13 protein-coding genes are annotated in these 14,677 nt (G+C 61.0%); 9 read left to right on the top strand and 4 right to left on the bottom strand.

The features are described 5' to 3' along the window. Positions 1–131: 131 nt before the first annotated feature. Positions 132–917 carry a helix-turn-helix transcriptional regulator gene (locus GGI60_RS21605; RefSeq protein ID WP_183918331.1) on the bottom strand — a complete coding sequence of 262 codons (786 nt, stop codon included), beginning with the start codon at positions 915–917 and terminating at the stop codon, positions 132–134. 122 nt (positions 918–1,039) lie between these two features. Here GGI60_RS21605 and GGI60_RS21600 point away from each other — a divergent pair, with 122 nt between their 5' ends. The 3 genes from GGI60_RS21600 to GGI60_RS21590 all read left to right on the top strand — a co-directional run bounded on the left by GGI60_RS21600 (position 1,040) and on the right by GGI60_RS21590 (position 5,059). Next, positions 1,040–2,620, top strand: coding sequence for an ABC transporter substrate-binding protein (locus tag GGI60_RS21600; protein ID WP_183918332.1), 1,581 nt, complete (start codon positions 1,040–1,042; stop codon positions 2,618–2,620). A gap of 17 nt (positions 2,621–2,637) precedes the next feature. After that, entirely contained in the window at positions 2,638–4,641 is a 2,004-nt protein-coding gene (locus GGI60_RS21595; protein WP_183918334.1) for a CocE/NonD family hydrolase, read from the top strand. A gap of 133 nt (positions 4,642–4,774) precedes the next feature. Next, on the top strand, positions 4,775–5,059 hold the full coding sequence (locus GGI60_RS21590) for a hypothetical protein (RefSeq protein WP_183918336.1): 285 nt from the start codon (positions 4,775–4,777) through the stop codon (positions 5,057–5,059). A 175-nt stretch (positions 5,060–5,234) separates the two neighbouring features. Here GGI60_RS21590 and GGI60_RS21585 read toward each other — a convergent pair whose 3' ends face one another. After that, positions 5,235–5,927 carry a GntR family transcriptional regulator gene (locus tag GGI60_RS21585; protein WP_183918338.1) on the bottom strand — a complete coding sequence of 231 codons (693 nt, stop codon included), beginning with the start codon at positions 5,925–5,927 and terminating at the stop codon, positions 5,235–5,237. A gap of 143 nt (positions 5,928–6,070) precedes the next feature. Here GGI60_RS21585 and GGI60_RS21580 point away from each other — a divergent pair, with 143 nt between their 5' ends. From GGI60_RS21580 to GGI60_RS21560, 5 genes are read left to right on the top strand one after another with little or no spacing between them, the layout of a single operon-like run. Beyond that, the gene (locus GGI60_RS21580; RefSeq protein ID WP_183918340.1) at positions 6,071–7,075 is read left to right on the top strand and encodes an ABC transporter substrate-binding protein; all 1,005 of its coding nucleotides are present in this window, start codon (positions 6,071–6,073) and stop codon (positions 7,073–7,075) included. A gap of 56 nt (positions 7,076–7,131) precedes the next feature. Then, complete coding sequence (locus tag GGI60_RS21575; RefSeq protein ID WP_183918342.1) at positions 7,132–7,950, top strand: ABC transporter ATP-binding protein; 819 nt, start codon at positions 7,132–7,134, stop codon at positions 7,948–7,950. Between the two features lie 4 nt (positions 7,951–7,954). After that, positions 7,955–8,824 (top strand): ABC transporter permease, encoded by an 870-nt coding sequence (locus GGI60_RS21570; RefSeq protein WP_183918344.1) that lies wholly within the window; start codon positions 7,955–7,957, stop codon positions 8,822–8,824. Between the two features lie 38 nt (positions 8,825–8,862). Continuing rightward, on the top strand, positions 8,863–10,599 hold the full coding sequence (araD, locus tag GGI60_RS21565) for an L-arabinonate dehydratase (RefSeq protein ID WP_183918346.1): 1,737 nt from the start codon (positions 8,863–8,865) through the stop codon (positions 10,597–10,599). A gap of 13 nt (positions 10,600–10,612) precedes the next feature. Continuing rightward, positions 10,613–11,338 (top strand): ribonuclease activity regulator RraA, encoded by a 726-nt coding sequence (locus GGI60_RS21560; RefSeq protein ID WP_183918348.1) that lies wholly within the window; start codon positions 10,613–10,615, stop codon positions 11,336–11,338. Between the two features lie 44 nt (positions 11,339–11,382). Here GGI60_RS21560 and GGI60_RS21555 read toward each other — a convergent pair whose 3' ends face one another. Beyond that, positions 11,383–12,105 carry a response regulator transcription factor gene (locus tag GGI60_RS21555; RefSeq protein ID WP_097665023.1) on the bottom strand — a complete coding sequence of 241 codons (723 nt, stop codon included), beginning with the start codon at positions 12,103–12,105 and terminating at the stop codon, positions 11,383–11,385. Between the two features lie 20 nt (positions 12,106–12,125). After that, the gene (locus GGI60_RS21550) at positions 12,126–13,370 is read right to left on the bottom strand and encodes a sensor histidine kinase (RefSeq protein WP_183918350.1); all 1,245 of its coding nucleotides are present in this window, start codon (positions 13,368–13,370) and stop codon (positions 12,126–12,128) included. A 277-nt stretch (positions 13,371–13,647) separates the two neighbouring features. On the opposite strand from GGI60_RS21550, the gene GGI60_RS21545 reads away from it, so the two are divergent. After that, entirely contained in the window at positions 13,648–14,664 is a 1,017-nt protein-coding gene (locus tag GGI60_RS21545) for an ABC transporter substrate-binding protein (RefSeq protein WP_183918352.1), read from the top strand. Positions 14,665–14,677: the final 13 nt, after the last annotated feature.

The raw sequence follows: 14,677 nt of genomic DNA, 5'->3' as shown, positions 1-14,677 counted from the left end.
CAAACTCTAAAAATTGCTAGTAGGCGAAATCGAGCATTCCATCCGACGCTGCGACCAAAGCACCACGGAGGATCAGGTCAATGGTAGGATCGGCACTTTCGCCATGCCGAGCAGCATAACGGGGCATGCCCTCAATACTCTGCCGGCACCGCATATACTTCTGCAGACGGATCCGCAAGGAATGAGCGCACCGTCGGCGGCAGGTGGCGCGACGATAGCGGCAGAGGTCCACATCGCAAGAGAAGTTCACGCAGGTCCGGCTCGGCGCCGACATGTCGCCAGATCATCCGTGAGGCATAGGGCAGGTTTTCCCTTCGCCACGAAATCCCCATTGTCGTTCCGCGCAAATAGACACGCTGGTACTCGTCGAATGGCAGGAGGATCGTTTGTGACAACATGGAATTCGGGCCGACGACGCGCTCCGTAATGAATATGCGGTTTCGATAGAACGCCGCCAAACCCACATACTTCGAAAACTGCTGGATGCCGTTTCCAGGGTCCCGCAGACGCTCCATTGATTTGACATGCACCAGCCCGCCCTGCTCCATAAGGCGGCTGCACGAACAGACAACCATTCCAGGCCAGGACGGCGAGCGATGATAGGTCTGGAAATAGCCGATATGGCGCCGGAGCGCGGTCAGATCTCCGGGGAACGCCTTTAAGAGTTCGGAATTTTGATTAAGCCCTAGGGTTGGTTTGCGAAGCCGCTCGCGAAAGAGCCTGGGAGCGAGATTAAAGTCGGCTGCGTCGAGATCGAAATACTTGGCGATGCGCGCCAGATTATGAGCAGAGGGTCTCGTCTGGCCGTTGATGTATCGATTGAATTGTTGCCGGTTAATATCGATCACACGGCACAGGTGCGAAATCGAACGCTGTGTGGCACAGGCAGCCTTGAGGTTGTCGACCAGGTGAGGCATCGGCAGCTCCGTCTTGATGGCGGCTAGCGTAAACTCGCTTAAAGATGCGTCAAGCCGCGAAATTGCGCGAGCCTGCCTGGCCTCTAGGCTCCCTCTTACAAAACTGAAAAGAGGGAACTGTCATGACGCATCAAAAGGATCATTCTTTGCAGCTGAAAATCGACCGCCGCAACTTCCTCGGCGGCGCAGTCGCGCTGGGCGCTTTGCCGGCCCTCACTTCCGGTCTTCTGATGCCGCGCGATGCCCGCGCGCAGGAAGCCAAGCGCGGTGGTCATCTGAAACTCGGCCTCAAGGGCGGCGCCACCAGCGATGCGCTCGACCCCGCCACATACAGCGCTTCTGTCTTGTTCGTCATTGGCCGCCTTTGGGGCGATACGCTGGTCGAATCCGACCCCAAGACGGGTGCGCCCTTGCCGTCACTGGCGACTTCCTGGACGCCATCCGCGGACGCATCCGTCTGGACTTTCAAGATCAGGAACGACGTCCAGTTTCACGACGGCAGCAAGATGACCGTCGCCGACATCGTCGCGACACTGAAGCGCCATGCGGACAAGAATTCGCAGTCCGGTGCACTCGGACTGATGGCCTCGATCACCGGCATCGAAGAAAAGGCGGGCGAGCTTGTCCTGACGCTTTCGGAAGGCAATGCGGATCTGCCTCTCCTTCTCACCGACTATCATCTGATCATCCAACCCAAGGGTGGCGTCGGCAAGCCTGCAGCCGCCATCGGTACCGGTCCTTACATTCTGAAGAACTTTGAACCCGGCGTTCGTGCTTCCTTTGAGAAGAACTCAAGGGATTGGCGCTCCGACCGAGGCTTTGTCGACAGCGTGGAAATCCTCGTCATCAATGACAACACCGCTCGCATTGCGGCGCTCGCCTCCGGCCAGGTCCATTTCGTCAACAATGTCGACCCGAAGACCGTCCCGATGCTGCAGCGGGCACCGACTGTCGATATCGTGCGGAACGCCGGCAAGGGCTTTTACTGCTTCCTGATGCATTGCGACACGGCACCCTTCGACAACAACGACCTTCGCCTTGCGCTGAAATATGCCATCGACCGCCAGTCGATCCTGGACAAGGTGCTGGGCGGCTACGGAACGATCGGCAACGACTATCCAGTCAATTCTAATTACGCCCTTGCCCCGACCGATATCGAGCAGCGGCCGTATGATCCGGACAAGGCCGCCTTCCACTTCAAGAAATCGGGCCTCGACCGTCCGGTTCAGTTGCTCACCTCCGATGCAGCCTTTCCAGGCGCCGTGGATGCGGCCATCCTATTCCAGCAAAGCGCGCGCAAGGCAGGCATCACAATCGACGTCAAGCGCGAGCCGGAAGACGGCTATTGGACTAACGTCTGGAACAAGCAGCCCTTCTGCGCCTCCTTCTGGGGCGGCCGCCCGACACAGGATTCGCGCTATTCCACCTCCTACCTTTCGACCGCGGAATGGAACGACACGCGTTTCAAGCGCCCTGACTTCGACAAGGGGGTGCTGCAGGCAAGGTCCGAGCTCGATGAGACCAAGCGAAGGGTACTTTATCGGCAATTGGCGCTGATGGTGCGAGATGATGGTGGTCTGATCCTGCCCGTCTTCAACGACTACATCATGGCTTCTTCGAAAACGCTGAAGGGATATGTCGACGATATCGGAAACGATATGTCGAACGGGTACATCGGCAGCCGGGTATGGTTCAATGCCTAACTCCGCGATATATGATCATGGCTGAGCGCAGCTTCACCACCATCGAAAATCATTGGATCACCCTCAAGGACGGTACGCGTCTCGCCGCGCGCATCTGGATGCCCGATGGCGCGGAGAGCGACCCGGTGCCGGCGGTCTTCGAGTTCCTGCCCTACCGCAAGCGCGATGGAACGAGCCCCCGCGATGAATCCACCTACCCGGTCTTTGCCGCCGCCGGTATTGCCGGCGTGCGCGTCGATATCAGAGGTTCAGGTGAATCCAGCGGCATCATCGATGGTGAATACACCAAACTGGAGCTTGCCAATGCCTGCGAGCTGATCGCCTGGATTGCGGAGCAGCCCTGGTCCAACGGCTCCGTCGGCATGATGGGCATTTCCTGGGGCGGCTTCAACTGCCTGCAGGTCGCGGCCCTGAAGCCCACGGCGCTGAAGGCGGTGATTTCGATCGCTTCCACGGTCGACCGCTACAATGACGACATCCACTACAAGAATGGCAGCCATCTCTCCGCTCAGCTTTCATGGGCGGCGACGATGCTTGCCTACCAATCGCGCCCTCCCGATCCGGCCATCGTCGGCGACGACTGGCGGGATATGTGGCTGGAACGCTTAGAGCAGGAACCCTTCTTCATGGAGGAATGGCTCCAGCATCAGCGCCGCGACGATTTCTGGCGGCATGGTTCGATCTGCGAGGATTTCGAGAGTTTCGATATTCCGGCCATCGTCATCGCCGGCTGGGCGGATGGCTATCGCAATACGCCGCTGCTCGCAGTCGAAGGCCTCGGCGAGAAGGCGAAGGCGCTGATTGGTCCCTGGGTTCACAAATATCCGCATTTCGCCTGGCCGAAGCCGCGCGCCGATTTCCACAGCGAAGCGATTGCCTGGTGGAACCGCTGGCTGCGCAGCGAGCGCAACGGCGTGGAGACCATGCCATCTGTGCGCGCCTATATTCTCGATTCCATAAAGCCAGCCACGCGCCGCGATTTCGATCCGGGCTTCTGGGTCGCCAAGCGTCGTTGGCAGCCGCCCGACTTGCACTGCTTCTATGTCGAGCAGTTCGGCGGCTTGATGGAGGGCATGCCGATCCCGCATGCGCCGGAGCACCCCGTCTACCTGCGCTCGCCGCTCGACACGGGCACCGCCTCGGGCGAATGGTTCACGCTGAAGCCGGATGCGGAGCTGGCGATCGATCAGCGCCTCGACGATGCCGGCTCGCTGACCTTCCAGACCGCGCTGCTGGCTGAAGATCATGATTATCTCGGCCGCCCAGTCGTGACGCTGGCGCTCAGATGCGATGCCGAAACCGCCAATCTCTGCGCAAGGCTCGTCGACATCCATCCGGATGGCACGGCGACCCGCGTCTCCTTTGGCGTGCTCAATCTCGCTCATCGCAACGGCAATGCAGCGCCCGCACCGATGAGCAAGGGTGAACGCACGACTGTGAGCCTTACCCTGGATGCCTGCGGTTACCGCTTCCGCAAGGGGCACCGTATTCGCCTGTCGCTGTCGACGGCCTATTGGCCGACGGTCCTGCCGCCGCCGGAAGATCCGGGTCTGACGATTGACATCGCCTCCGTCGGCCTTGGCCTGCCTTTGCTTGGGACACATGAGCTCATCGATGTAAAACAGCCTGACGATCCCGATCCGCTGCCGAAATATATCGAACACGCGCCGGGCTCGACGAAGCGGCATGTCGTGCGCGATCTGTCGGCCGGCCTTACCCGCTATGAAATCCACGAGGATACCGGGCTTTTCGAACATCCTGGCACTGGCCTGTCGACGCGGCAGCTTCGCGAGGAAACCTGGTCGATCGCGCCGGATGACCCGCTGTCGATGTCCGGCATCTCGACATGGACATGTGACATGCAGCGCTCGGGCTGGTTCGTCCGCACGGTCTCGACGTCATCCATATCCTGTACGGCAAAGGACTGGATCATCAGCGCCTCGGTCATTGCCTATGAAGGCGAGACGGAAATTTTCAGGAAGATGTTCGAAGAGAAGCGCATCGCGCGCGACCTGATGTAGGTCAGTGCTGGCAGGCAAATAAGGTTGCCGCCGAGTGACGCCACAGTGGATATCAGCGACGCCAGCCTGACCTGCTCTTGGTGGGAAAGTCCGTTCGGCTTGCCCTAAAAGCGCGCGGTTCCACTGCGACGCAGTGCTGTGCGGCGGGCAAATCTTCTCCGAGCGCTTCGACGGGGACATTCTCGCGCCTTCAGCGCGGCGAGCTGCCAGGCTCGACCACATCGTTCATCATCTCGGGCTTGCAGTGGGTGGCAGGCCAGCGGCCACCTTTGCCAACCGGCTGATGTTGCCGGTAAGCAACGATACGCTGCTGCGCGTCGTGCGGCGGCGCGGCAGTCCGCGCTTCGTCCTGCCGACCGTCATCGGAATCGAGATTGGGCGTGGCGACGCGGAGGTGTTTGAAAGGTACTCGAAATGATTCGCTGCTGTGGCGAAGCAATGATCGCTATGGTTCCACGTCAACGAAAGCGGGAGGATGGACTTCGTTTTCGATGTCGGGGGTCCGTCTTCGGCAGGTTATGATGAGGTTTCCGATAGGCGCGGGAGCATTTCCTCTCGAAAGCTTGCGATGGCCAAGCTGACGCGTTCGACCTTCAGCCGCGAATATAATTTGGATACTGGGCTCGGATCTCATCGATGATCGACAACGTGCCCGACAGATGTTTTCGGAGCGCCGCTGTCGCCGCTTCCGGCTTACCCGAAGCGATGGCATCGACAATTGATTCGTGGTCGGCGAGGACCGTTTGCATCTTGCCCGGCATCGGGAGGTTGAGGCGCCGCAACCGGTCGAGATGCACGCTCTGGCGCCGGACATTCGCCCAGAGCTGCAAAATGCCCGCCCTCTCGTAGAGCTTCCGGTGAAAATCGCGGTCGATGTCGTCGAAGATGTCATAGGTCTCGGGGGACCCGACCGCCTTTTGCCGCGCCAAAATCTCGCGCAACTCCGCCGCCGTTTCGACCGGCGCCTCCTCGGTCAGCCGCCGCACCGCCTCAAGTTCGATCGACAGCCGCAGAAACTGCGCCTGTCGCGCATGATCGGTGTCGATCTTGGCGACAACAGTCGCATATTGCGGATAGACTTCGACAAGTCCCTCCTCCTGAAGCCGCATCAAGGCATCGCGCACAGGCGTCTGGCTGACTCCGAATTCAAGCTGGAGGGACGCGCGCGACAATACCGTTCCCGGTGCAAGTTCCACCGTCAGTATCCTTGCGCGCAATATCTCGTGGATCTGCAGTGCCACCTGTCGTGACCGATCCAACTGGCTTTCCCGAACCATTCCGCTCATGTCCCTGCCCTGTTTTCGCGTCGTGCAAATCGACTAAACCACATTTTTTGGGTTGATGCACTGATGCATTAGTGCTTCAATGGCAAAATCCGCCTCGGGAAAGGCGGCAGAGGGTTGAGGCCCGCATCCTTTGGGAGGACCAGATGCAAATTCTAAAACATTGTCTTGTGGCCGCGGCCGTGACGCTTGGCCTTGCCTCGGCGAGCCAGGCACAGGAGAAGACCGCTATTTCGATTACCCGCCAGCCGGGCATTCTCTACCTCGCCAGCCACGTCATGGAGACGCAGAAGCTGATCGAAAAGCATGCGGCTGCCGAGGGTGTGGCTGATGTGACCGTCGAGTGGCGGACCTTCAGCGGCGGCGGCGCTCAGACGGATGCCTTGCTTGCCGGCAACGTCGACGTCGTCAATACAGGCACCGGCAACCTGCTTCTGCTCTGGGACCGCACCAGGGGAAAGGTAAAGGGGATCATCACCAGCTCCGCGCAGCCGGTGATCATGGTCAGCAATGATCCGCGCATCAAGTCGCTGAAGGACATTACCCCGTCCGACAAGATCGCCGTGCCGACGGTCGGCGTGTCCACCCAGGCCATTCTGCTGCAGATGGCGGCGGCGAAGATGTTCGGCGAGGACAAGGTCAAGACATTCGATGCAAACACCGTTCAGCTCGGGCATCCGGACGCGGTTGCGGCAATCGCCAACCCGAACCACGAGGTTAAGAACCATTTCTCGGCGCCGCCTTTCCAATATATCGAGCTGAAGCAGCAAGGCGTGCATAGGGTGACCGATTCCAAGGAGATCCTGGGAGGCGCGCTGACGCAGGCGACCTTCTTCACCACCACTGCATTTGCCGATGCCAACCCGAAGATCGTCAAGGCGTTGCGCGAAGCGACGGAAGAAGCGGTCGCCTTCATCAAGAAGGATCCCAAGGCAGCCCTTGAAGCCTACAAGACGGTGTCGGGCGACAAGACCAGCCTCGATGATGTGCTCGCCATGTTGAAGGAGCCGGGCATGGACGAATGGCGCACCGATCCGCAGGGCACGATGAAATTCGCCGAGCACCTGCACAAGATCGGCACGCTCAAGACCATGCCGAAGGCCTGGACCGACTATTACCTGTCCGATTCCGCCTATCTCAATGGCAATTGACGGCCCCGGGAGCGGCGCTTCAGAGCCGCCGCTCCCCTCTTCAAGGAGTAATTCCAATGCTTCAGGCCACTGCCCGAACAGACAACGAGACCGCACCGGCGGCCGAGAGAGAGCCCCTCCTCAAGGTCGACAATGTGACGCTGCGCTACAAGACCCCGAATCTCTTGGTCACCGCCACCGAGGGCGTCAGTTTCTCCGTCCGCCAATCCGACAGGTTCGTGCTGCTCGGACCGTCCGGCTGCGGCAAGTCAACGCTTCTCAAAGCCGTCGGCGGCTACATGACGCCGTCGGCAGGCTCCATCCATATCAACGGGCGCAAGGTGAAGTGCCCGGGGCCAGACCGCATGATGGTCTTCCAGGAGTTCGACCAGCTGATGCCCTGGAAGACGGTGCTTGAGAATGTCATGTTCCCGCTGCTGGTCGCCCGCAAGCTGCCGAAGGGCGACGCCGAAGCATTGGCACGCGAATATATCGACAAGGTGAAGCTGACGCGCGCCGTCGACAGCTATCCCCACACGCTGTCCGGCGGCATGAAGCAGCGCGTCGCGATCGCTCGCGGCATGGCGATGCAGCCGGATATCCTCCTGATGGACGAGCCTTTCGCAGCGCTCGATGCCCTCACCCGCCGGCAGATGCAGGACGAGTTGCTCCAGCTTTGGGAAGACACCCGGTTCACGGTCATCTTCGTCACGCATTCGATTGCCGAAGCGATCAAGATCTCGAACCGGATCCTGCTCCTGTCGCCGCACCCGGGCAGGGTCAAGGCGGAAGTGGTCGATGTCGACAAGATCAGCCACGAAGACGGGAGCGCCGCAGTCCTTGAGCGTGACATCCATAACCTGCTGTTTTCCTCGGAACCAGGCCACAAGGAATAGAACCATGTTATCCGCAAACATCATCCTTGCGCCCGATGTCGAGGCCACCAAGCCCTACGACAACGTCAAACCGGTCGAACAGAGGCTGAGTGCATTCGAAACGCTCTGGGGCATCGGCGCACTGCGCAAGACATTGCTGATCGTCACGCTAGCGATCGTCTGGCAGGTCTACGCCTCCTATCTCGACAATCCCCTTCTGTTTCCAACGCTCAGCGACACGATCATCACGCTGATTGACCGTTTCGCCGACGGCACGCTGCCGGCCCGCATCTGGACGACACTGCAGATCCTATTCATGGGATACGCGCTCGGCACGGTGCTCGCCGCACTCCTGACCGTGCTCGCCATCAACACACGCATCGGCACAGATTTTCTCGAAACGATGACGGCGATGTTCAACCCGCTGCCGGCGATATCGCTTCTGCCGCTGGCGCTGATCTGGTTCGGCCTTGGCGCCTCCAGCCTCGTCTTCGTGCTGGTGCATTCGGTTCTCTGGGCAGTGGCGCTGAATACCCATTCCGGTTTCCTCGGGGTCTCGCGCACCTTGCGCATGGTCGGCGCGAACTACGGACTGACGGGCATTTCCTATGTGCTGCGGATCCTCGTGCCGGCCGCCTTCCCTTCCATTCTCACCGGCCTGAAGATCGGCTGGGCCTTCGCCTGGCGCACGCTAATTGCCGCCGAGCTCGTCTTCGGCGTCTCCTCGGGCCAGGGAGGCCTTGGCTGGTTCATCTTCGAGAACCGCAACCTTCTCGATATTCCGGCAGTCTTCGCCGGCCTCTTGACCGTGATCATCATCGGCCTGATCGTCGAAAACCTCGTCTTCCAGACGATCGAGCGCCACACCATCCAGAAATGGGGAATGAAGGAATAGCCGCGAATGCGATTTTCCCATCCCGAGAAGGTATCCTCATGACACACAGAAAAACGCCGGACATGCTGCGAAGCGCGCGATGGTTCGCGCCGGATGACCTGCGCAGTTTCGGCCATCGCTCGCGCATGATGCAGCTCGGCTACGCCGAGGAGGATTTTCGCGAAAAGCCGATCATCGGCATCCTCAACACCTGGTCCGAGCTCAATACCTGCCACTCCCACTTCAAGGAGCGTGTGCAGGATGTGAAGCGCGGCGTCTCGCAGGCCGGCGGCTTCCCCGTTGAAATGCCGTCGCTGTCGGTCGACGAAAGTTTTACGAAGCCCACCTCCATGCTCTACCGCAACATGCTGGCGATGGAGACGGAGGAGACGATCCGTTCGCACCCGCTCGACGGAGTCGTGCTGATGGGCGGCTGCGACAAGACCACGCCCGGCCTCGTCATGGGGGCGCTGTCGGCCGGCGTGCCGATGATCTACCTCCCGGCCGGGCCGATGCTGCGCGGCAATTACGCCGGCAAAATCCTCGGCTCCGGCTCAGATGCCTGGAAATATTGGGACGAGCGTCGCGCCGGCAACATCACCGATGCCGAGTGGCTCGGCGTTCAGGGCGGCATCGCCCGCTCAGCCGGCACATGCATGACGATGGGCACCGCCAGCACCATGACCGCGATTGCCGATGCGATGGGGCTGACGTTGCCGGGCGCCTCGTCCATTCCGGCCGTCGACGCCAATCATCAGCGGATGTCGGCCGCCTGCGGCCGCCGCGCCGTCGAGATGGTCTGGGAGGATCTGACGCCCGACCGGATCGTCACGGAAGCGGCATGCCGCAACGCCGCGATCGTCGCCATGGCCACCGGCTGTTCCACCAACGCCGTCGTCCATCTGATTGCGATGGCGAGACGCGCCGGCATCAACCTGACGCTCGACGATCTCGACCTACTGGGGCGGGTGACGCCGCTCATCGCAAACGTCCGCCCCTCGGGGAAGGACTATCTGATGGAGGATTTCTTCTATGCGGGCGGATTGCGGGCGCTGATGAAACAGCTCGAGGACCGGCTCGACCTGACGGCCCTGACCGTCACCGGAAAGACCATGGGCGAAAACCTGATGGGCGCTGAGGTCTATAACGACGATGTCATCCGGCCGCTTTCGAATCCGGTCTATCACGAGGGATCGCTCGCCGTCCTGCGCGGCAATCTCTGCCCCAACGGCGCCGTGATGAAGCCTGCTGCCTGTGACCCGAAATATCATGTGCATCAGGGGCCGGCCTTGGTCTTCGACAGCTATCCGGAAATGAAGAAGGCGATCGATGACGAAAATCTCGACGTCACGCCCGACCACGTGCTCGTGCTGCGCAATGCCGGGCCGCTCGGTGGACCGGGGTTTCCCGAGTGGGGCATGCTGCCGATCCCGAAGGCTTTGATCAAACAGGGGCATCGCGACATGCTGCGTATCTCGGACGCGAGAATGTCCGGCACCTCCTACGGCGCCTGCATTCTGCATGTGTCGCCGGAGAGCTATATCGGCGGCCCGCTGGCATTGCTGAGAACCGGTGACATCGTCCGCCTCGATCTGTCCAACCGCCGGCTCGACATGCTGGTCGACGAGGCCGAACTCGTCAGCCGTCGAGATGCATGGAAGGCGCCGGAGCCGCATTTCGAGCGGGGTTATGGCTGGATGTTCTCCCGCCATGTGACGCAGGCCGACCAGGGCTGTGACTTCGATTTTCTAGAAACGGGTTTCGGCCAAAGCGCTGGCGAACCGGATATTTATTGAGGGAGGAATGAGAATGACCGATTACGTGCTGAGCGAGGCGACACGCGCGAAGTTCAAGAAGATCTCCACCGCATCGATCGCCACCGCCCTCTTCAAACGCGGCCTTCGAAACCAGTTCATCCAGGGGGTCGTGCCGGTGGCGCCCAAAGCCGAGGCGATGGTCGGACAGGCATTCACGCTGCGCTATATTCCCGCTCGCGAGGACCGCAATCCAATCACGGTTTTCCAGAACCCAAATCACCCGCAGAGAGTCGCGATGGAGACATGCCCTCCAGGGCAGGTGCTGGTGATGGACGCGCGCAAGGACGCAAGGGCTGCGACGGCGGGTTCCATCCTGATCACCCGGCTGGCGCTCCGTGGCGCGGCGGGCGTCGTCTCCGACGGCGGTTTTCGTGATGCCGAGGGGATTGGCGCGCTTGACATGCCGGCCTATTACGCCAAGCCGTCGGCGCCAACCAATTTGACTTTGCACGAAGCGCTGGACATCAACGTCCCGATTTCCTGCGGCGATGTCGCCGTGTTTCCCGGTGATGTCCTGGTCGGCGACCGGGACGGCGTCATGGTCATCCCCGCCCATCTGGCCGATGAACTCGCGGATGAATGCACGAATATGGAAAGCTACGAGGACTTCGTCCTTGAGCGGGTCAAGGCCGGCGAAGCAATCATCGGCCTCTACCCCTGTACCAAGGAAGAACATCAGCAGAAATACCAGGCCTGGCGAAAAGAAAACGGCCGCTGAACACCCGAGCAGGCGCCGCATTCAAACCCGGAGCCCCTCTACGGCTATTTTCCGTCAAGCCACTCCTGCAGCTCCGCCTCGGCCCGTTCCAGCGCGCTGTAATTCAGCAGTTTGCGCAAAAGTGCGACGGTGACGGCGCGGGCACGCAGGTTGAAGCGGCCGTCCTCGTGGTCATCGCCGGCGGTCTGATAGACATCGAGCTTGTCATAAAGCTGCTGCAGGCGGTTCTGGACGCTGCGCAGCGACAGGCCGCGGCGTTTGGCGATGGCGCGGTCGGTGAGGCCGAGCGCGATGTCGACGAGGATCTCGTATTCGGAATCGGTGAAGCCGTTCGTCTGGCCGAGACTTTTCTGCTGCAGGCCCCGCACCTCACGATCGATGACGCACTGGCTCTCGATGAAAATCGAACGCAGCGCAAGCTTCAGCCGTTCGTCGGAAGCGGATTTCAGCACGTAGCCATAGGCAGCGCCATCCGGCACGATGCGCGAGACGCCGCGCACATAGGCTTCGTCCGAATAATTCGACCAGAACAGGATGCGTGTCTCCGGCCGCTCCTTCCAGATCGTACGCGCCGCTTCTATGCCGTTTCTATTGGCCATCTGCAGATCCATGACGATATGCGCCGACTTGTGGTCGCGAGCGAGCTTTTCGCCGGCGGTTCCATTCTCCGCCTCGATCACGGTATCGCATTCCGGCAGGGCCGCATTGACCGCCTCGTGCAGGTAGGACCGGTGCAATGGGTCGTCCTCGACGATCAGAACCTTCATTTTCGCTTTGCTCCTCAGTTTTATTCGCCCGCCGGCCCATTCGGCGCTGGACCGGGCCCTAGCGGCAGTACGACGCGGACCGCGGTTCCCCGGTTGTTATGGCCAGGTCCCGTCGTGAAACGTGCCGAGATCAGCCGCGCGCGGGTCTTCATATTGTCGATGCCGCCGCCGATCCGTCCTCGGACCTTGGAGAGCCCGGTTCCATCGTCGGAAATTTCGATCGACAATTGTTCCTTGTCGGCCTCGAGCCTCACCATGATTGCCAGGGGCGCAGCATGGCGCACGGCATTGTTGATCGCCTCCTGGGCGATCCGGAACAGGGCGACGCTGACGGTCGGTTCCAGCTGCTCCAGCGCGCCATTCGTTTCATCGACCAGACCCCATTCGATCGCCGATCCGGCATCGCGCGTCGATCGGTCGAGATGATGCTCGATTGCCTGGGCGAGGCCGAAGAGCTGGAGAACGGATGGTTTTGCCTGCTCGATGATCTGCCGCAGATCCTGCATGCAATGCTGCAAAGATCGTGAAACGGGCTCCAGTACCTCGGCCGTCACCTCGCCGTTGCGCGACAGCCGATCGATCCGGCGCGCCAGCCGCGTCAGGTCGGCAAGCGTCTGGTCGTGAAGGTCCATACCGATCCGTTGACGCTCCTGCTCCAGCGCTTCCGTCAGTTTCAGGGCGCCTTGACGCAACCCCTCCTCACGGGCGCGGGCCTCCGCCTCCACGATCGCAGAGCGTTGCGCCTGCTCGGCCGCCTGCAGCGCGAAGAAATAGGGCGTCAGCAGATCTGCGATGATGCGGGCGCGCTCGATATCCTCCATCGTATAGACGCCCGCTTTGTGAGACGAACAGGAAAGCGCTGCGATGATCGTGCCCTGCACCTTCATCGGGACATGCAGGCGGCTTCTCAGCGACTGTTCGACGATCGGCCGCTTGAAAGCGCCCTCGAAATGGAAGCGCGGATCCGTCATGGCATCGTCGGCAAGCAGAAAGTCGACCTCGCCCCAAAGCAGCGAACGAATGGGACTGTTGACCACCGGCGCGCCGGCGATCTCGCCCCAGGCGGTCTCGATGCCGGTCTCGTAGGCCGTGTGGTAGTTGCCGCCCTCAAGCAACACGCAGACGTCGAGATGGTCGTGCGGGATGATGTGGGCGACCTCGGCGGCGACGGAGCGGATGGCCGAACGGAAATCGAGCTGGCCGGCGAGCAGCCGGGAAATGCCGAGATAATGGTCGAACAGGGCTGCGGGTGCTGGTTGCAGCATTGTCAGTTCCTCCCCGTCATGACAGGCTCCTCAACCCGTCGTGAACGTTTCCCAGTAAGCGCCCGCGGATGGTCCGCCGTCTTGCGTAAACCCGCAGCTTATTGCGCAAAACCCGCAAACGACTTGCCACCTTGCCCCTGTACAGACTGGCCGATCTCCCGCATCCTGCCCTTACTGAGAGGAGGAAGCTCAGTGCAAGAACAATTTTCACTTAAGCCCGCTTAAGCCGGCAGCAGTGAAGCGATCGGCCGACCGGCCTATCATGAGGGAGGAAGACATGACAATTCGTAAGATGCTTCTGGCATCGGCCGCTCTTGCTTGCGCCGCGATGCCCGTTTCTGCCTTTGCTGACACATCCGGCAAGAAGATCGCCCTTTCCAACAACTATGCCGGCAACTCGTGGCGCCAAGCCATGCTGACGAGCTGGGGCAAAGTGACAGGCGAAGCCGTCAAGGCCGGCGTCGTCGCCGCAGCTGACCCCTTCACCACCGCCGAAAACCAGGCGACGGAACAGGCGGCGCAGATCCAGAACATGATCCTGCAGGGCTATGATGCGATTGTCCTGAACGCCGCCTCGCCGACGGCGTTGAACGGCGCGGTCAAGGAAGCCTGCGATGCCGGCATCACCGTCGTTTCCTTCGACGGCATCGTCACCGAACCCTGCGCCTGGCGCATCGCCGTCAATTTCAAGGAAATGGGCCGCAGCGAGGTGGAGTATCTGTCGAAGAAACTTCCGCAAGGCGGCAATCTGCTCGAGATCCGCGGCCTTGCCGGCGTCTTCGTCGATGACGAGATCTCGGCCGGCATCCACGAGGGCGTCAAGCAGTTCCCGCAGTTCAAGATTGTCGGCTCCGTGCATGGCGATTGGGCGCAGGACGTGGCGCAGAAGGCCGTTGCGGGCATCCTGCCAAGCCTGCCTGAGATCGCCGGCGTGGTGACGCAGGGTGGCGATGGCTATGGCGCCGCACAGGCGATCGCCGCGACCGACAGGAAGATGCCGATCATCATCATGGGTAACCGCGAAGATGAATTGAAGTGGTGGAAGGAGCAGAAGGACGCCAAAGGCTACGAGACAATGTCTGTGTCGATCGCGCCCGGCGTCTCGACGCTCGCTTTCTGGGTGGCCCAGCAGATCCTCGACGGCAAGCAGGTCAAGAAGGATCTTGTCGTGCCCTTCCTGCGGATTGACCAGGACAATCTCGAAACCAACCTAGCCAATACCCAGGCCGGCGGCGTTGCCAATGTCGAGTACACGCAGGCGGACGCGATCAAGGTCATCGAGTCGGCGAAGTAATCTCCCGGCGATT

Source organism: Rhizobium lentis, from assembly GCF_014200175.1.
In the GTDB taxonomy this organism is placed as follows: domain Bacteria; phylum Pseudomonadota; class Alphaproteobacteria; order Rhizobiales; family Rhizobiaceae; genus Rhizobium; species Rhizobium mulingense.
Note: the sequence above shows the minus strand (reverse complement) of the source record. Positions and strands in the feature narration are given on the sequence as shown.